This window comes from Hymenobacter convexus (assembly GCF_030580955.1).
Lineage (GTDB): Bacteria > Bacteroidota > Bacteroidia > Cytophagales > Hymenobacteraceae > Hymenobacter.
The window spans coordinates 632115-649927 of sequence record NZ_JAUQON010000003.1 but is presented as its reverse complement, the minus strand read 5'-3'; the positions used below and the strand labels follow the sequence as shown (position 1 = coordinate 649927).

Below are 17813 nucleotides of genomic sequence, written 5' to 3'. Positions count from 1 at the left end.
CAAACGAGGCGAACAGGCCACTAAAGGTATTGGCCTCCCTTCCCGAAAAGCTAGCAGCCTCGCCGATTTATCTACGAAAACGTTTGCGGTAAATTTCGAGGCCCGCCCGCCGCCGCCCCGCTCCCCGAACCTTCCGAAACCGTGGGCTTTACCCTCGCCAGACCCGTTCAGCGCCATTCGAGCTGTCCAATTTGCCCGCCGCCTGCCGACGCAGTATGGTCGCGCAAAAAGCCCCGCCGGGCACCTGACTGGAGCAGGTACCCGGCGGGGCCGTTGTGGCATAAAACCGCGCTTACTGCGCGATGCGGCGGCTATACGAGCCCGCGCTCGTGAGCAGTCGCACCACGTATACGCCCGTGGGCAGGGCGTTCATATCCAGGGCCCAGCGGCCGGCCTGACTTCCTGGCGTGAGCGTCACCGTCTGCACGCGGCCCAGAGCGTCGTACACCTCTAGGGCCACATCCTGGCTGCCCAGCAACTCGGCGGGTAGGGAGCTGCTCACCACCCATTCCTTGGCGGCCGGGCCAGGGTACACATCCAGGCCCAAGTCGTTTTTGGTCCCGAGCTTCACCATGCGCACCGGCGAATACATCACCGTTTTGTCGAAGTCAATCTGTCGCAGGCGGTAGTAGCTCGTGCCGGGCAGCGGCTTTTCATCCACCACATTGTAGGTGGTGCGGGCCTGGGTAGTGCCGGCGCCCTCCACCGCGCGGTTATCGCGGAAGGCTTTGCCATCTGCAGAACGTTCTATTACAAAGGTTTGGCTGTTTTTCTCTGAAGCCGTTTCCCAGTGCAGCGCCACTTGCTGCCGGGCCGTGGAAGTGGCCGTGAAAAGCGTCAGCGCAACCGGCAGGGGCCGGGGGCAGGTGCTCACCAGGGCATCGCAGGCTCTTTCGTTGGCGTTGCTGCCCGCCACCGGGCCCATGTTGCACACCGTGGTGCTGCCCAGCGCGCACACCCCAATTTTGTTGGTGCAGTTCTGGGCAATGTGGTTGAAGGCGCCGTTGCCGCCGAACACGCAGCCGGCCACCGACACGCTGCCCTGGCCGCAGAGCGTGTTGTTGGCGCCTCCCGGCGTGAGGTCCAGGTTGCCCAGCACGTATACCGTGCCGTCGCTCACAATGTCGGAGTTATACAAAATGGTGTTACAGGTGCTCGTCAGCGACGACCCCGATTCCACCGTGATAGTGGCTTTGTTCACGCGCATGACCCCAGCTACCATCGAGCTGGGCGAGAGAATGCGCAGGTTGGTCACTTTCTGCGAGGCGGTCCCGTCGCCCACGCCCAGGTTATAGTCGCCCGAAATGGTGCCGCCATCCCGCACAATGGCTGTGCCGCGGCTCGAAATATCGAGTGAGCCCCTGTTCTCGACCACGATAGAGCCGCCGCTTCCCACCGTGAGCAGGCCGTCGGCTTCCACCGTCAGGTGCGCCCGCACAACCAGCCGGCCGGTCGTAATCATGAGCATGCCGCCGCTCCCTATCACGTAGTCATCGTTAAGTGTGAGTTCGGAGTTGGTGTTGAGGGTAACCTGAGCATTAGAATTGGAACGTGGCTGCGAAGCGCATGTTCCACCGCCCGCAACATCGAAGCTAGCCGTCGGGGAGAGGCCGCCCATTACCCCGGAACTCGTCGCAACATACGAGCACTGGCCCATTGCTGCCACGGAAGTGATGAGGCCGACCACGGCCACCATCGCGCAGTTGGTTAAAAGGTTTTTCATAGTCGTAAGAATAAACAAAGACCGTTTTAGATTTAAACAATACTAATATAATGTTAAAAAACGAATAATAAAAACTAATGTTTATTTAATACAAGTATTATTTACATTATATATGATTTATTAAATTCTTGTGGGTAGAAAATTGGTCTTCCCGGTACTTGGTAATGGGCACAGCACAGTTAAAAACCAGTTTTGCAGCGTGTTCGGCTATTGAGCAGATTGTTTGGAAAACACAAATCCACATCTAAAGCAGTACCGCAACCCCATAGGTGAGGCCAGTGCGGGCAGTTCACGCCCCCCTTTTGCCCCTGACCCCGGATGCGGTCCAATGCCGGATGGCGGAGGTTGGCTATTTGCGCGGCAAGGGCCACCAGCCGGTGTTTCAATTCAAGCGAATCGAAGGTTTTCAGGCTGCACCCACGCTGTTGTCGTTGAAGCTGGCCATTTGTGCCGCCGATAGATACCGGGGCCGGTACTTCAGCCCGCCGGAAAGCAACAAGGCCCGTTCCAACTGAATGGAACGGGCCTTGCCTGTTTGCGTGCGCGCGGGGAGATTCGAACTCCCACACCCGAAGGCACCACCCCCTCAAGATGGCGTGTCTACCAGTTTCACCACGTGCGCAAAAGGCAACTAAACCGGGCAATTCGGCCGAAGCCGGCGTCGCTGAGGTGGCGAAGCGGGTGCAAAGATAGCCGGCGCAATTCGCTCACACAACACCAAAAACCGCTTTTTCACCAAATGTCCATCATTCAGCCCTTTACCTTTCGCATCCGTAGTGTAAACGGAAATACTTTCTTCCTACGGCTTACTTTTTTGCTATGAATTCCAAAGAAAATTCGTCCGCCGGCTCCTTTTTTGGCCGCATGGCCAGCGCCATCACCGCTTTTTCGGGGTCGACCATGGCTTTTGTGATGGCCACCGCGCTGGTGCTGGTGTGGGCCCTCACCGGGCCGCTGTTTCATTATTCTGAAACCTGGCAGTTGGTCATCAACACGGGCACCACCGTCATCACGTTTCTGATGGTGTTTCTCATCCAGCGGGCTCAGAACAAGGATTCGCTGGTGCTGCATCTCAAGCTAAACGAGTTGATTGCCGCCACTAAAGGCGCCAGCAACCGCCTCATCAACGCCCAGGATTTTTCGGAAGAAGAAATCCGGCTACTGCACGACTTCTACTGCACCTTGGCCGAAATGGCTAAAAAAGACAACGACTTGGGCAAAACCCACACGGTAGAAGAAGCCGAAGACAACCACAACGAAAAAGTAGCGGCTCACTTGGACTAAAACCGACGCGGAGCTGGCCTGAGTCGGCGCAGCAATAGTAAAAGTAAACGCCATGTCGAGCGTAGCCGAGACATGGCGTTCGAGGAGCGGAGGTTTTTAAAGCCCAAAAAGGCGGCTGCATCACCTGCAGCCGCCTTTTTGGGTTTGTAAAACACCGGGATTTATTGGGCCTGAATGAGCGGCGAGTCCACGACGTGTTCCGACACGAACCACACCTGCATCTCGTTGGTGCGAATGAGCTGGCTCACGATGAGGTCGTTAGTGCCGTCGTCGCCGTTTTTATCGGCGGTGTCGGCGTAGTCGTGGCAGTTCTTCAGCAGGCGCTGGTGGCCATCGAGCAGGCGCGAAACCTGCACGGGCGCTTCCTCACGGTCGCGCGGCACGCGCGGAATGCTGCTGAGCTCGGCCACGTCGTGGGCCATGGCCACGGCCACGCCGCCCAGAATCTGGATGCGCTCGGCAATGGCATCGACCAGCGTCGACTGTTCCTCGTAATGTTTGTCGTAGAGCAGGTGCAACTGGTAGAACGTGGGGCCTACCACCTGCCAATGGTGCTTTTTGTACATGTCGCGCAGCGTGATGGTATCGGCCAGCAGCTGGTTAAGGCCGGTCACGCTGGCTTGGCGGGTTTGCTCGTCGAGGCCGATGGGCAGGCGCTGGCTCACGGTGCCGTAGCGCTGGGTGGGCGCGGGGGCGTGGTTTTGCTGGTTGAGGACGGGCTGAATGTCGACGGCGGCGTTGCTGCCGGCGCCTTTGCCGACGGTGGCGGGTGCGGCTTTCTTGGCCGCGGGGGCAGCTTTTTTAGCGGCTGCGGCTTTGGGAGCAGCGGTTTTGGCGGAGGATGCCATAAAAATGAAAACGAGTGAGATGAAAGAAAACCGGCCCGGGCCGGCAGCGAAAAATTCTGTTTCTGCGTACGTAAAGCACCCCGCCGGGTTAAGGTGACCTCGCCTAAAACTTGCCCCATGACTGAGCCGACGACGACCACTCAACTCCCGCACGACGTGCATCCCGAAACCCACATGAGCAGCTCGGCCATGCTGCAGGACATCGTTATCGGCCTCTCGGATGGGCTCACGGTGCCGTTTGCGCTGGCGGCGGGGCTGAGCGGGGCAGTTACATCGTCTGGCTTGGTCATCACGGCGGGGCTGGCCGAAATTGTGGCCGGCAGCATTGCCATGGGCCTGGGCGGCTACCTGGCCGGCCGCACCGAGGTGGAGCACTACGCCTCGGAGCTGGGCCGCGAGCACCGCGAAGTGCAGGAAGTGCCCGACAAAGAGCGCGCCGAGGTCGACGAGCTGCTGGCCGACATGGGTCTCTCCGCAGCCACCCGGCAGCAGGCCGTGGCCGAGCTCACCGCCGACCCCGAGCAGTGGGTGAAGTTCATGATGAAGTACGAGCTAGGCCTGGAAGAGCCCGACCCCAAACAGGCGCCCAAAAGCGCCGTCACCATCAGCCTGGCCTACGCCATCGGTGGGTTGATTCCGCTCAGCGCCTACTTTGTGACCAGCTCGCCCGCGCAGGGGCTGGCGTGGTCGGCGGGCATTACGCTGGTGTGTTTGTTTGTATTCGGGTACTTTAAAAGCCGCCTCACGGGCCAGCCGCCGGTGGCCGGCGCCGTTAAAATGGCGGTGGTGGGGGCCCTGGCAGCGGCGGCGGCCTTTGGCATTGCCCGCGCGGTGGGCGGCTGATGCTTATCCATCCCGTTTGTCATCCTGCGCTGGCGAAGGACCCCATTACATCAGCAAACAGCCCCTGTGACTGCAAGCTGTTGTTGCGTGAGAAGGTCCTTCGCCGGCTCGGGATGACAAAAGTATTTCACATTCGACCTAAAAAACGCTCCCGTATTCATGCAGTTCAAGCTCCCAAAAACGCCCGCCGTATATGTCGAGGGGAAGGATTTCAAGCTGGCCGATGTCGACCCGAACGACATCACGCCTTTCAAGCACAAGCCCGATGACAAAGACGAAGCCGGCCCGCGCCTGCTTAAGCTGCGCAAGCGCTTGAGCGAGCTACAGGAGCTGCTGTATGCCGAGCACAAGCGCAGCCTGCTCATTGTGCTGCAGGCCATGGACACCGGCGGCAAGGACGGCGCCATCGAAAACCTGCTCACCGGCGTGAACCCGGCCGGCGTGCAGGTGGCCACTTTCAAGGCGCCCACCACAGAAGAGCTGAAGCACGATTTTTTGTGGCGCATCCATGCCCAGACGCCCAAACAGGGCCACATTGGGGTGTTCAACCGCTCGCATTACGAGGACGTGCTCATCACCCGCGTGCACGGGCTGATTGACGAAAAAACCTGCCAGCAGCACTACCACGACATCAACAACTTCGAGCAGTTGCTGCTGAACAGCAGCACGCTCATCCTCAAGTTTTTCCTGCACATCTCCAAGGAGGAGCAGGCCCAGCGCCTGCAGGCCCGCCTCGACGACCCCGCCAAAAACTGGAAATTCGACCCCAACGACCTCAAGGAGCGCGCCTACTGGGACGACTACCAGGCGGCCTACGAGGCCGCCATGACGCATTGCTCGTCGGGGGAGGCGCCGTGGTTCGTCATTCCGGCCAATAACAAGTGGGCCCGCGACCTGGCCATTACCGAAATCGTGGTGGCCGCGCTCGAAGACATGGACCCGCAGCCGCCCCAACCGGATTTTGATGTGAAGGCGCAGGTGATAAAGTAGCTTAGCCTTCCTGATAAATACCCCAGATACCGTTCGAGAATTCGGTAGTGGCAAAGCGGGCACAAATGGCCCCGGCCTCAATCTCGTAGATGGGCATCGAATAGGTTTGCCCATACAACGGGTCCTGGACCGTAATCCGTTGGCCGGTATTCTGCCAGTTGTGCTCCCAGATATTGAGGCCGTTTATTTCGTGCCTTTCGCCGTCCAGAATGACGCGCATGTATTTCCAGCCGGTGCTCATGGCCTTGGGGTTGAAATGGGGTGGGCTGGCAATGCTGGCCGCTTATGCCACCAGCGCCGCATCCTCCTTTCGCTCGCCAATCTGCTGGCGCCACATGGCGTAGTAGAGGCCTTTCTGGGCCAGCAGCTCGTCGTGGCGGCCGTGTTCGGCAATATGGCCACGCTCGAGCACGAAAATACGGTCGGCGTGCAGGATGGTGCTCAGGCGGTGGGCGATGAGGATGGTCATGTGCTGGCGCGAGCCGGAAAGCTCGCGCACCGTCTTGCCGATTTCTTCTTCGGTGAGCGAGTCGAGGGCCGAGGTGGCTTCGTCGAACACCATGAGGGTGGGCTTGCGCAGCAGGGCGCGGGCAATGCTGAGGCGCTGCTTTTCGCCGCCGCTCACCTTCACGCCGCCTTCGCCAATTACCGTGTCGAGGCCCAGCGGGGCGCGGGCCAGCAGGGTGTCGGCCGCGGCTTGGCGCAGGGCGGTTAGGCATTCCTCGTCGGTGGCGTTGGGGGCCACAAACTGCAGGTTTTCGCGGATGGTACCGGCAAAGAGCTGGGTGTCCTGCGTCACGAAGCCAATTTGCTCACGCAGCTCATCGAGGTCGATTTCCGAGCCGGGGATACCGTTGTAGAGAATCTGGCCGGCCAAGGGCGGGTAGAGGCCCACCAGCAGTTTCACCAGCGTGGTTTTGCCCGAGCCCGAGGGGCCTACGAAGGCAATGGTCTCGCCGAGCTTGACACTGAAGGAAATATTGGTGAGGGCCTTGCCTTTGGCAGTGAGGTGCTGGAAGCTGACGTGGTCGAAGGCGAGGTTTTCGATGTGGGCCACCGACTTGGGCTGGGCCGGCTTCACGTCCTTGGGCGTGTCGAGAATCGTCTGGAAGTTGCCCAGCGAAATCTCCGTCTCGCGGTAAATACCGATGATGGCCCCCAGCTCCTGCAGCGGCCCGAAGATGGAGAAGGAGTAGATGAAGAACGAGAAAAACTGCCCCAGGCTGATGTGCCGCTGCACCAGCAGATACAGCAGCAGCAGCACAATAATGTTGCGCAGCAAATTCACAAACGTGCCCTGCACGAAGCTCAGCGAGCGCAGGTAGCGCACCTTGCGCAGCTCCAGCTTCAGGATTTTGCCGGTGATGCCGTTTAGCCGCTCGGTTTCCTGCTGGGCCAGGCCCAGGCTTTTGATGAGTTCGATGTTGCGCAGACTTTCGGTGGTGGAGCCGGCTAGGGCGGTGGTTTCTTGCACAATGGTCTTCTGAATGACCTTGATGCGCTTGCTCAGGAAAAAGCTCAGAATGCCCAGCAGCGGAATGGTGAGAAAGTAGCCCAGCGCAATGGGCCAATACACCGTGATGGCGTACCACATCACGAACACAATGCCCACTAGTGCTGTAAACAGCACGTTTACAAAGGCCTGAATCAGCTTTTCTACGTCGAGGCGCACTTTCTGGAGCTTGCCCAGCGTCTCGCCCGAGCGTTGGTCCTCAAACACCTGGTAGGGCAGCTCCAGCGAGTGGCGCAGGCCGTCGGAATACATCTTCGCGCCCAGCCGCTGGGTGATGACGTTGACGTAGTAATCCTGGAAGTTTTTGGCAATGCGCGACACCATGGCCGCGCCCAGCATCAGGCCAATGTAGGGCAGGGCTTCGCGCAGAAATGGGCCGAAGGGCACCAGATGCACGGCGCCCAAGCCCCCGTCTTTGGGCGCAAAATGGTCAATGAGCTTGCGAAAGAAATACGGGTCGAGCAGCGAGAACACTTGGTTGACGGCGGCCAGCCCCAGGGCCAGCACCAGCAGCGGCCAGTAGTTGCGCAGGTAGCTATAAAGGATTTTCATAAGAGCAAAACAAGTAGCCCGGCCGGGCCGGCCAGAAGGCAAGCAACCCGGCCGGGCGGCAATGGTTTGGTGAAACCAGAAATCTTAAAGAGCGTCGTGCTTCGCTACGCTCTGCATGACGGCTTGGTAAGAAAAGGGACGCAGCCGTGCCCTACACCGTGCGCACGGCCGTGCGGCTGCGCAGCACCAGCACCACCACCAGTAGCAGCAGGCACACAATGGCCGGCACCCCTTTGGCCAGGCCGCCGGGAATTTTGGTGGCGTGCATCACCACCGCCCCAATCATGATGAGGATGAGGCCCAGGGCGGCCGGGCGTACCGTGCGCGGCACCAGCAGCCCAATGCCGCCCAGCAGCTCGGCTACGGCCACGAGGGTGGCCAGCCAGCCGGGCAGGCTCATGCTTTCAAACATCTTGGCGGTGCCGGCCAGGTCCATCAGCTTGTGGCCGCCGGAGAAGATAAACATGGCCGCCAGCAGGGCTTGCAGTATCCAGGCAATGATGTTGCGTACGGAAGGGCTCATAAAAGAAAAAGGAATGGGTTTGACGGTGGCGGAATGCCCGCCGCCGTTGGTGCGTCGGCAGACGCTTGGCGTGTAATATTACTTTATCGGCATAAAAAAACACCCTCCCCCGCTGGGTGGGGTGAAGTAGGTGATGGACTACGGCCGCCTCTGGTTTCGCCACCGGAAGGACCGGGTTGAGTGGGAAGCTCCGCCCGGCCATTGTGTTGCCGTTGGCCACGATTGCGAAAATATGAGGGCTCCATGTGGCCCGTTTCGGCGGGCAAGGCCTGCGGTGTGAATAAGATTTATCCCGGTTTAATTATCAGTATTAACCTCCGATTAAACCCGTACTTTTCCCCTGTTTTTTGAATATATAGTAAAGTAGATTTGTGAACCGCTCCTTCCGTTTATCACCCATTCTTTATTATCAGGACCCAAGGCGCGTGTACTTACCGGCAATTAATCAACTCTGCTAATCCTTACGATTATGACCGTTGTTTATCACGAATTACTCGCCGACAGCTACCTCCTCATCCTCGCGCCGAGCCGCACCAACGAGCACGAAGCCGACCTGGCCGACTCGCTGAACTGTGCCAAGCGCAGCGGCAAAGCCGCCGTGTGGGTTGATTGCGGCATGCTGCACTCGCTCTCCGACGAAGCGGCCCGCCTGCTGTGGGGCGCCCACCACCAGCTGGAGGAGCAGCACGCCCAGCTGGTGCTGGTGCACGTGCCCGACCGCGTGCGCAAAGACCTGCTGAAGTGCGAGCTGGGCCCGGCGCCCTGCATGGTGCCCACGCTGCTGGATGCGGCCCGCCAAACCGCCCGCACCCCGAAAGACTACATCGACTTCGCGCTCTCGCACTGACCCCGACCCTTCATTTTCTGCAGCCCCAATGATTCCGTTTACTGCTCCCGCCTTGCCCGACGACCTGGCCCCCGACCAGCGGGCCCACTGGCTGCGCCGCCAGGCCACGGCCCGCAACACCCTCGAGATTCAGGCCCTGACCGGCACGGCCGCTAACGCCGAAACGGTGGCCCTGTTTCAGCGCTACGTGCGCGGGGAAGTGACGCTGGCCCAGGCCATTGCGCAGGTGCGTGAGCAGATGGCCCAGGAGCACCAGAGCTACCGCCAGTTTCTGAACCGGCGGAATATTATTTAGAAGGTTGCGGCCGAGGATATTTACTGACGGTCATGTCGAGCTTGCAGAGACATGACCGTCTTTTTATTCTTTTCCGGCCATCTCTCCGCTCAGTTCTCCGGCGGTCCTGCCGGAGAGCCAATGCCGTTGCTGCCATTGAGCAGAAATTCTCTGAGGCGGTTGATGTGCTTTTTCATCTCTTCGATGCGCTCTTCCTGTTGCACCGAATAAGGGCCCTCGCCGCGCACGGCCATGCTGCTGAGTAGGTTTTTGCGCTCCTCCATCATGCGCAGGGCCACCCAGAGGGTTTCTTCCAGGGTTTGCTGGGCGCTGTGAAGCAGGCTGTCGGCGGTGAAGGCGTGGCCGGTATGGCAGCGGTAGCGCAGCACCTTGCCCTGGTTCACCTCGAAGAGATTGCCGCCGCAGTCGGGGCAGGTGAGAGGCACGAGGTGCGCAATTTTGAGTACTTCTTCGGTGGTTCCCACGACTCTTTCCGCAATGGCGGCCTCCTGTTTTAGGTCTTCGGGTACTTCGGCTTTGCGCTCGGGCACGCGGCGGGCCGTTATTTCTTCCAGGAGCGGGCCCATCAGGTTCAGCGGCACCACGTAGTCGACGTCCACGTTGCGCAGGGCGGTTTCGGGCATGCTGGGGTACTCGGCTTCGTGGGGGTCTTGCACGATGGCGACGCCCCCGCAGCGCTTGATGAACTCTAGGCCGGCGGTGCCGTCGTGCAGCATGCCGGTGAGGATGACGCCCACCACGTTGGCCCCAAAGGCCACCGCGGCCGAGCGAAACAGGGCATCGGCGGCGGGGCGGTAGTGGTTCTCGCGCGGGCCTTTGGTCACGAGCAGGTGCGCGGTGCCGCCGTCCTTGGCCAGCAGGTGGCGGTCGGGCGGGGCCAGGTAGAGGGTGCCGGCCTCGATGGGCTCGCCATCGACGGGCAGGCGGCAGGGCATTTGGGTGTGGCGGGCCAGCCGGTCGATGAGGTGCTGGCCGTCGGAATCGGGAGCGAAGTGCTGCACCACCAGCACCGCGGCGGGCAGTGCGGGCGAGAGCTGTGCCACCAGCTGCACCAGCGCCGGCATGCCGCCCGCCGAGGTGCCAACCACAATAAGATGAGAAGGAGCAGACATGAATGAAAATAGAAAGAAATCGGTGCTGTTTACGCTAAAATAAAGCCGGCGGGCAACGGGCGCGTCTTTTTCGGATAAATTTGTGGCGGGCCAGTTGGCGGCAGGGGGCTTGCGTTCCGGCTGCCCTTCGGCCGGGCCGGTTGGCCCGGCCGAAGGCCCGTTTTACCACCCCAATGACTCCCAAAGACCTAGTTCAGCCCGCCGCCGAGGCCGGCATCACCATCACGCCGGGCGAAGACATGCCCCGCGATGCCGACGAGCCCGCCACGCCCACCATGCTGCGCGAAGCAGCCCGGCCCGAAGACGGTGGAGCCGACAAGTTCCGGCTGGTGGGACTGGGCGGCTCGGCGGGGTCGCTGGCGGCGTTTGAGCAGTTTTTTATGGCCATGCCGCCCGATAGCGGCATGGCTTTCGTGGTGGTGACGCACCTTTCGCCCAACCAGGAATCGGCCCTGGCCAGCGTGCTGGGGCAATTCACCCGCATGCCCGTGCTGGAGGCCGAAGACGGCTTGCGCGTGCGCCCCAACCACGTCTACGTCATCCCGCCGAACCGCGACATGAGCATCCTGCACGGCACGCTGCTGCTGTTTGCGCCCACCCAGCCGCCGGGCCGCCGCCTGCCCATCGACTTCTTTTTCCAGAGCCTGGCCAAAGATGCCCGCGAGCGCGCCGTGTGCGTGGTGTGCTCGGGCTTGGGCTCCGACGGCACGCTAGGGCTGAAAATGGTGATGGAAAACTTTGGGATGGTGATGGTGCAGGACCCCGCCACGGCCGAGTTCGACGCCATGCCGCGCTCGGCGCTGGCCACCGAGTTTGTGGACTACGTGCTGCCCGCCGAGCAACTGCCGGCCAAGCTGCTCGAATACGTGCGCAACCCCGCCAGCCGCCCCGGCCGCGAAGAGCCCGAGAGCAGCAGCAAGCCGGCCCATGCGCTCCAGAAAATTTTTCTGCTTATCCGGGCCCGGACCGGGCACGACTTCTCCTTTTATAAGCGCAACACCGTGTTTCGGCGCATCGAGCGCCGCATGAACTCGCACCAGATTCGGGAGTTCACCCACTACGTGCGCTACCTGCAGGAAACCCCCGACGAGGTGGAAGCCCTGTTCAAGGAGTTGCTGATTGGGGTGACCAAGTTTTTCCGCGACCGCGAGGCCTTCGAGAACCTGAAGGGCCGCCTGCTGCCGCTGCTGCGCCAGAAGCCCGCCGACAGCACCGTGCGGGTGTGGGCGCCGGGCTGCTCCACCGGCGAGGAGGCCTACTCCCTGGCCATGACGCTGCTCGAATGCCTCGACGGCGTGGACCGGAGCAAGTACCTGAAAATCCAGATTTTTGCCACCGACATCAACCCCGACGGCATCGACTTTGCGCGCAGCGGCCTGTTCACCGAGAACATCGTGGCCGACGTGAGCCCCGAGCGCCTGCGCCGTTTCTTCACCAAAAGCGAGGAAGGCTACCGCATCAAGAAGGAAGTGCGCGACGTGGTGGTGTTTGCCGTGCACGACCTCAACAAGGACGCGCCCTTCACCAAGCTCGACCTGCTGGTGTGCCGCAACCTGCTCATCTACCTCAGCGCCGAGCTGCAGCGCAACCTCATTCCCATCTTTCACTACGCCCTCAGCCCCAACGGGCTGCTGTTCCTGGGGCCGAGCGAAAACCTGACCGGGTTCCAAGACCTGTTTCAGACCCTGGACGTGAAGTGGAAGATTTCGCGCCGCACCGACACGCCGGCGTCCGTTTCGCGCCTCGCGGCGTTTCCTTTTACCCTGGCCCGGCAGCAAGCCCCCTCCGCGCCCACATCTGCCTCTGGCCCCATGAACCCCCATTCCGTCCGCAAGGAAGGCCCGTTTGCCAGCTTGGTGCAGCGCGTGCTGCTTCGCCAATACACGCCGCCCGCGGTGGTCATCAACGGCAAGGGCGAAATCATGTACGTGAACGGCCGCACCGGCCGCTACCTGGAGCCGGCCCCCGGCCTGGGCGGCATGAACCTCTTCGACATGGCCCGCGAGGAGCTCAACTACGAACTGAGCGCGGCCGTGCACAAGGCCAGCACCACCCGCGAGCCCGTGACGGCCGACCACGTGAAGCTGCGCCTCGACACCGGCGTGCAGCTGGTGCGCCTCACGGTGAAGCCCCTGGAAGAGAGCGAACAGCTGGCGGGCCTGCTGCTGGTGGTGTTTGAGGAGCAGCCCACGCCCCGCAAGGTGCGCCTGGGCAAGGCCGCCCTGGCCGCCGACCCCGGCCCCGACGCCCAGTTTCAGGCCCTGGAAAAGGAGCTGCAGTACACCAAGCACCGCCTCCAAACCACCATCGAGGAGATGGAAAGCAGCGTGGAGGAGCTCAAGAGCACCAACGAGGAACTGCAGAGCGCCAACGAGGAGCTGCAAAGCACCAACGAGGAGGCCATGACCAACAAGGAGGAGATGCAGAGCCTCAACGAGGAGCTCATGACCCTCAACATGCAGTACCTGAGCAAAACCGAGGAGCTGAGCCAGGCCGCCAACGACATGAAGAACTTGCTCGACGCGACGGAAATTGCCACCATCTTCCTCGACAACGACATGGTGATAAAGCGCTTCACGCCGCCGGTGCACCGCATCATTTCGCTGCTGCCGGCCGACGTGGGGCGCCCCATCACGCACTTCGCCCACACGCTGCGCCACGAAAGCCTGGAAAAAGACCTGCAGCTGGTGCTCGACCGGCTGGTGACGGTGGAGGCCAACATCCAGACCACCCGCGGCGAGTGGTACGCCATGCGCATCCTGCCCTACCGCACCCTCGACAACTACATCGGCGGGGCCGTCATCACCTTCACCGACATCACGGGCCTTAAAAACCTCGAAACCCGGCTGCAGGAAAGCACCCGCTTCGCCGAAAGCATTGTGGAAACCATGCGCGAGCCCCTGCTGGTGCTCGACAGCCAGCAGCGCGTGCTGGCCGTGAGCCAGGCCTTCGCCACCCTTTTCGGCCTGAATGCTGCTGAAGTGAAGGGCCAGCCCCTGCGCGAGCTCGACGGCGGCGCGTGGCAGCAGGCCGGCCTACGCCAGCGCCTCGACGCGGCCCTTGCCGAGCCCGGCCAGGCCTTCGACGACGTGGAATTTACCGCCGATTTTCCCGGGGCGGGGCGGCGCACGCTGCGGATTTACGGGCGCGCCCTCACCAGCCACGGCACCCCCATGGGGCCGCTGCTGCTGGGCGTGGAAGTGGTGGAGTAGGGGCAGGGGCGCTCAGCGCCGGCGGAGAGAAACCAAGTGCTGCGGCGGCCGGGGCGGCGGCTGGTCGAGCAGGGCGCAGTAGGGGCAGCGCTTGCGCGACGGGGCAATGCCGGGCACCCGGTCGGGCGGGGCTATGCTGCGGGCCACGGGGCAGTCGTCGTGGTCGTGCCAAACTTCTTCGAGGGCGATGCCGCGCAGGGGCGAGTGGAAAGGGGAAATGCGCATGCGTTAAACCTTGCCCAGCGGCCAAAAGCGTCGGCACGGGCAAGCGGGTATGATAGAAAAAGAAAGGCTAGGCCTGCGGGGCGGCTTCGTCGAGGGCGCGGCGCACGTCGCCCCAGCTCAGCTCGCCGGCCACGTAGCGGGCGTAGAGCTGCTGGGCCTGGAGCGAGGCGTGGGTTTTGAGGCGGGGATGGGTGAGCTGGAGCTGCCGCAACACGTTGGCGCGCTGCTGCGGCGTTTGGGCGTTGGGGCCAAAGCGGGGGTCGTAGGAGGACATGGTAGAATGCCAGTGAAAAGATACCTGAATATTCTACAAATTTCCAATGAAGCTTAGCGGGATGTCAAGGGGGAGAATACGGATTTTCCGGCCGAGAAAATACTTAGAGGCAGGCTTCGTTCGGGCTTACACCACCAACAGGTGCTTCTACGGCAAGCGCGGCCTGAATCCCGCGCCCAGTGCCCTGTGGCAGGCCCGGCCCAATGACCCCCGCCGGCGCCGGCCCACGTGAGCCCCCCGTTGTAGCTTTGGTCCCATCGCCATTCTTGTTGCCATAATTCCCCGCTGCCCTTGGAATTCGCCTACCGCCCCGACCTCGACCTCTTCACCGCCCGCTGGTTGAACACCAACGTGGCCAGCACGGCCCAGGCCGAATACGACTCCCTGCTGCAAGCCCCCGAAGCCCTGGGCACCCCGCACTGGCTGCTCGATGTGCGCCGCCGCCCCGTGATGTCGCTCGACTCGGCCCGCTGGGTGACGCAGAACTGGCTGCCCCGCGCCGCCGCCCTGGTGCGGCCCGCCCGCCTGCGGCTGGCTTTTCTGGTGGCCCCCGTGCGCGCCGAAAACCTGCGCGCCGACCCGGAATTGCGCGCCGTGATGGACGCCGCCTACGCCCCCGGCCACCCCTTCGACCTGCGCACCTTCACCGACGAAGGCGCCGCCATGGCCTGGGTGCTGGGCCAGCTAGATTAGCCGCGCCTGCCTCGAAGAGCTTCCCCCCAACGCCAGCGTGGGCGACGCCGTGGCCCAGGCGTTTGCGGCGGCGCACCCCTACCACGTCCGCGTCTTCACCACCGAGGAAGCCGCGGTGGCTTGGTTGGTGGGCCCGCTCCCCGAGCAGCGGCCCGGCGGCCCCAATTAATGGCGTCAAAGTGGGTTTGCACCTCGTCCAACCCCTCGGCCGGGATGCCGGGATGAAACTGGTTGGGCATGAAGTATAAAAATTAAAATAAGGTTTGGGTAAACATCGCCACTCGGCGGGCAGCGGGTGGGGTTTTTTCTAACTCCAAAAAGAGATAGTAGTATATTGACCCGCCTCCTTTGCCCGCGCCATGTACCCTTCCGACAGTTCCGCGCCCGACCCGTCCCTTCCGCTCGGCCCCCACGAGGCTCTGCTGGCCCTGCGCGCCCGCGCCGAGCAGCGCCGCCACCTAGTCACGCAGGCCAGCGAGCAGCACTCCCCCGAGGAGGTAGAGCAGCTGGTGCAGGAGTTGCAGGTGCACCAGATAGAGCTCGAAATGCAATACGAAGAACTGCTGCTGGCCCAGGCCGAGGCCACCACGGCCCGCGCGCAATACATCGACCTCTACGATTTTGCGCCCGTGGGCTACTGCACCCTCAACGCGGTGGGCACCATCGAGCAGCTCAATCTGTGCGCCAGCCGGCAGCTGGGCACCGTGCGGCAGCGCCTGGTGGGGCGGCGGTTTGCCCTGTTTGTGGCCCCGCCCGACCGCCTCGATTTCGGCCAGTTTCTGGCCCGCGTGCTCAGCACCGACGCCACGCTCAGCACCCAGCTGACCCTGCAGCGCGAAGACGGCTCGCCCTTCTACGCCCAGCTCGAAGGCCTGCGCGCCGCCGGCCCCGACGGCCACCAGTGCCGCTTGGCCGTGGTGGACGTGACGGCCCGCCGCCAGGCCGCCGACGCCCTGGCCGCCAGCGAGGCCCGCTTCCGCAAGCTCTTCAACGACAGCAACGACGCCGTGGTGCTGCTGCAGGGCCACCAGTTTGTGGACTGCAACGCCGCCGCCGTGCGCCTGCTGGGCTGCCGCAGCAAGGCCGACGTGGTGGGCCATCCCGCTTGGGCCCACGCCCCCGAGGTGCAGCCCAGCGGCCAGCGCACCATCGACCTGTTTCGCGAAACCACCTCCGATGCCCTGCGCACCGGCTCGCGCCGCTGCGAGGCCCTGATGCACAAAGCCACGGGCGAGGAAATCTGGATGGAAGCCGTGCTCACGCCCATTGAGCTAGGCGGCAATACCCCGCTGGTGCACATCCTGTGGCGCGACATTACGCAGGTGCGCGCCGCCCGGGAGGAGCTGCGCCAAAGCCAGGAGCGGTTCCAGCTGGCCCTGGACGCTTCCGAAAGCGGCGTGTGGGTGTGGGAAATTGCCGGCCACGAGCTGCACTGGGACGCCCGCGCCCAGGCCATCTTCGGCCTGCCGCACCACCCCGAGCCGGTGTCGTTTGAGGTGTTGCACCGCGCCGTGCACTCCCAGGACCTGCCGGCCGTGGCCGAAGCCCTGCGCCGGGCCCTCACCCAGCAAGCTCCCTTCGACCTGGAGCACCGCATTGTGTGGCCCGACGGCCGCGTGCGCTACGTGGCGGCCCAGGGCAAAGTGGCCTCCGATGCCGCGGGCCAGCCCCAGCGCCTCATCGGCATCATGCGCGACGTGACGCCCCGGCGCGAGGCCGAAGACGCCCTGCGCCGCGAAAAGGAGTTCTCCGAAAGCCTGCTCGAAAACACCGTCGACGGCATCCTGGCCATCGACCGCGCGCAGCGCGTCACGGCCTGGAACGCCGAAGCCGCCCGCTACTTCGGCCAGGAAGCTGCCGCGGTGCTGGGCCGGCCCCTGTTCGACGTCATGCCTTTTTTAGACGAGCAAGCCCACGCCAACGTGGCCCGGGCCCTGGCCGGCGACCACATTTCGCGTACGCACCAGCCCTTTCATAGCCGCCCGGGCTATTTTGACGTGTTTTTGATTCCGCTGAAAGACGACGGCCAGGACCTGCCCAGCGGCGTGCTGGTCATCGTCCGCGACGTGACCGAGCGCGACCGCCTGGCCGAGGAAGCCACCCAGCTGCGCCTGCGCCAGCAGCAGGAGGTGCTGGCCGCCATTCTGGCCACCCAGGAAGCCGAGCGCAAGCGCATTGCCGAGGCCCTGCACAACGGCCTGGGCCAGGTGCTCTACGCCACCAAGCTCAGCCTGGAGCACCCGGCTTCGAACGCCGTTTCGCACCGCGAAACCCTCAAGCTGCTCGACGAGGCCATTCGTTCTACCCGCACCATTTCCTTCGAGCTCACGCCCGGCGTGCTCGAGGATTTTGGCCTGCGCACCGCCCTCGAAACTTTGGTGAAGCGCATCGCGCCCACCGGCCTGCCCGTGGGCCTGCACCTGCGCGGCCTGGAGCGCCGCCTGTCCGCCCCGGTCGAAATTGCGGTGTACCGCGTGGTGCAGGAGCTGCTCAACAACGTGATGAAGCACGCCCACGCCGCGGAAGTGGAGGTGCACGTGGCCCGCGAAAACGGCCGCCTCTACGTGAGCGTGGAAGACAACGGGCAGGGCTTCGACCCGGCCACCCTCGCTACGCAGCCGCTGGCGGGCATTGGCCTGTCGGGGGTGCGCAACCGGGTAGCCCTGCTCGGGGGCGAAGTGGCCATTGCCTCGCGCCTGGGCCGGGGCACCATTGTCAGCTTCGAGCTGAACGTGTGAGCGGCGTTTCGGCCTGATTTTTGAGTGGTTGCGCCCCGGCCGGCCGTTGGCTGATTCCGCCGACGTCCGGCCGGGACTGGTCGAGGCTGGCGAACCTATTCGCCGGCCGGTTTGTAGCTTTGGAAGCGAGTCGGTGGAGCA

General features: G+C 62.9%; 18 protein-coding genes and 1 tRNA gene. 10 read left to right on the top strand and 9 right to left on the bottom strand.

Annotated elements, in window-relative coordinates; all coding sequences use genetic code 11:
- Positions 1 to 292 precede the first annotated feature (292 nt).
- Positions 293 to 1723 carry a T9SS type A sorting domain-containing protein gene (locus Q4S41_RS09190; RefSeq protein WP_305030814.1) on the bottom strand — a complete coding sequence of 477 codons (1431 nt, stop codon included), beginning with the start codon at positions 1721 to 1723 and terminating at the stop codon, positions 293 to 295.
- A gap of 302 nt (positions 1724 to 2025) precedes the next feature.
- Between Q4S41_RS09190 and Q4S41_RS09185 the strand changes: the two genes are divergently transcribed.
- The gene (locus Q4S41_RS09185) at positions 2026 to 2238 is read left to right on the top strand and encodes a hypothetical protein (protein WP_305030813.1); all 213 of its coding nucleotides are present in this window, start codon (positions 2026 to 2028) and stop codon (positions 2236 to 2238) included.
- A gap of 25 nt (positions 2239 to 2263) precedes the next feature.
- Here Q4S41_RS09185 and Q4S41_RS09180 read toward each other — a convergent pair.
- Positions 2264 to 2345 (bottom strand) — tRNA-Leu (locus Q4S41_RS09180).
- Between the two features lie 197 nt (positions 2346 to 2542).
- Here Q4S41_RS09180 and Q4S41_RS09175 point away from each other — a divergent pair.
- The gene (locus tag Q4S41_RS09175) at positions 2543 to 3007 is read left to right on the top strand and encodes a low affinity iron permease family protein (RefSeq protein ID WP_369811271.1); all 465 of its coding nucleotides are present in this window, start codon (positions 2543 to 2545) and stop codon (positions 3005 to 3007) included.
- A gap of 161 nt (positions 3008 to 3168) precedes the next feature.
- Here Q4S41_RS09175 and Q4S41_RS09170 read toward each other — a convergent pair whose 3' ends face one another.
- The gene (locus Q4S41_RS09170; protein ID WP_305030812.1) at positions 3169 to 3855 is read right to left on the bottom strand and encodes a Dps family protein; all 687 of its coding nucleotides are present in this window, start codon (positions 3853 to 3855) and stop codon (positions 3169 to 3171) included.
- Between the two features lie 117 nt (positions 3856 to 3972).
- Between Q4S41_RS09170 and Q4S41_RS09165 the strand changes: the two genes are divergently transcribed.
- Complete coding sequence (locus tag Q4S41_RS09165; RefSeq protein ID WP_305030811.1) at positions 3973 to 4698, top strand: VIT1/CCC1 transporter family protein; 726 nt, start codon at positions 3973 to 3975, stop codon at positions 4696 to 4698.
- 159 nt (positions 4699 to 4857) lie between these two features.
- Positions 4858 to 5688: a polyphosphate kinase 2 family protein gene (locus Q4S41_RS09160; protein WP_305030810.1), complete on the top strand. Its 831-nt coding sequence runs from the start codon at positions 4858 to 4860 to the stop codon at positions 5686 to 5688.
- A gap of 1 nt (position 5689) precedes the next feature.
- Here the strand turns inward: Q4S41_RS09160 and Q4S41_RS09155 are convergent, their stop codons facing one another.
- The 3 genes from Q4S41_RS09155 to Q4S41_RS09145 all read right to left on the bottom strand — a co-directional run bounded on the left by Q4S41_RS09155 (position 5690) and on the right by Q4S41_RS09145 (position 8276).
- A complete protein-coding gene (locus tag Q4S41_RS09155) occupies positions 5690 to 5929 on the bottom strand; it encodes a hypothetical protein (RefSeq protein ID WP_305030809.1) in 240 nt (79 codons plus the stop codon).
- Positions 5930 to 5971: 42 nt separating this feature from the next.
- Positions 5972 to 7753, bottom strand: a complete 1782-nt coding sequence (locus tag Q4S41_RS09150; RefSeq protein WP_305030808.1) for an ABC transporter ATP-binding protein — start codon at positions 7751 to 7753, stop codon at positions 5972 to 5974.
- 151 nt (positions 7754 to 7904) lie between these two features.
- Positions 7905 to 8276: a DoxX family protein gene (locus Q4S41_RS09145; protein WP_305030807.1), complete on the bottom strand. Its 372-nt coding sequence runs from the start codon at positions 8274 to 8276 to the stop codon at positions 7905 to 7907.
- Between the two features lie 469 nt (positions 8277 to 8745).
- On the opposite strand from Q4S41_RS09145, the gene Q4S41_RS09140 reads away from it, so the two are divergent.
- The gene (locus Q4S41_RS09140; RefSeq protein WP_305030806.1) at positions 8746 to 9123 is read left to right on the top strand and encodes a hypothetical protein; all 378 of its coding nucleotides are present in this window, start codon (positions 8746 to 8748) and stop codon (positions 9121 to 9123) included.
- Positions 9124 to 9151: 28 nt separating this feature from the next.
- Positions 9152 to 9418 carry an antitoxin VbhA family protein gene (locus Q4S41_RS09135; protein WP_305030805.1) on the top strand — a complete coding sequence of 89 codons (267 nt, stop codon included), beginning with the start codon at positions 9152 to 9154 and terminating at the stop codon, positions 9416 to 9418.
- 89 nt (positions 9419 to 9507) lie between these two features.
- Here the strand turns inward: Q4S41_RS09135 and Q4S41_RS09130 are convergent, their stop codons facing one another.
- A complete protein-coding gene (locus tag Q4S41_RS09130; RefSeq protein WP_305030804.1) occupies positions 9508 to 10530 on the bottom strand; it encodes a chemotaxis protein CheB in 1023 nt (340 codons plus the stop codon).
- 173 nt (positions 10531 to 10703) lie between these two features.
- Here Q4S41_RS09130 and Q4S41_RS09125 point away from each other — a divergent pair, with 173 nt between their 5' ends.
- On the top strand, positions 10704 to 13742 hold the full coding sequence (locus tag Q4S41_RS09125) for a CheR family methyltransferase (RefSeq protein ID WP_305030803.1): 3039 nt from the start codon (positions 10704 to 10706) through the stop codon (positions 13740 to 13742).
- 12 nt (positions 13743 to 13754) lie between these two features.
- Here the strand turns inward: Q4S41_RS09125 and Q4S41_RS09120 are convergent, their stop codons facing one another.
- Positions 13755 to 13967: a hypothetical protein gene (locus Q4S41_RS09120; RefSeq protein ID WP_305030802.1), complete on the bottom strand. Its 213-nt coding sequence runs from the start codon at positions 13965 to 13967 to the stop codon at positions 13755 to 13757.
- Positions 13968 to 14034: 67 nt separating this feature from the next.
- Positions 14035 to 14241, bottom strand: a complete 207-nt coding sequence (locus Q4S41_RS09115) for a hypothetical protein (RefSeq protein ID WP_305030801.1) — start codon at positions 14239 to 14241, stop codon at positions 14035 to 14037.
- A gap of 291 nt (positions 14242 to 14532) precedes the next feature.
- On the opposite strand from Q4S41_RS09115, the gene Q4S41_RS09110 reads away from it, so the two are divergent.
- The 3 genes from Q4S41_RS09110 (at position 14533) to Q4S41_RS09100 (ending at position 17672) form a co-directional block, all read left to right on the top strand.
- Positions 14533 to 14934 carry a hypothetical protein gene (locus Q4S41_RS09110; RefSeq protein ID WP_305030800.1) on the top strand — a complete coding sequence of 134 codons (402 nt, stop codon included), beginning with the start codon at positions 14533 to 14535 and terminating at the stop codon, positions 14932 to 14934.
- Positions 14935 to 14971: 37 nt separating this feature from the next.
- On the top strand, positions 14972 to 15103 hold the full coding sequence (locus tag Q4S41_RS09105) for a hypothetical protein (RefSeq protein WP_305030799.1): 132 nt from the start codon (positions 14972 to 14974) through the stop codon (positions 15101 to 15103).
- A 190-nt stretch (positions 15104 to 15293) separates the two neighbouring features.
- On the top strand, positions 15294 to 17672 hold the full coding sequence (locus Q4S41_RS09100) for a PAS domain-containing sensor histidine kinase (RefSeq protein WP_305030798.1): 2379 nt from the start codon (positions 15294 to 15296) through the stop codon (positions 17670 to 17672).
- Positions 17673 to 17813 lie beyond the last annotated feature (141 nt).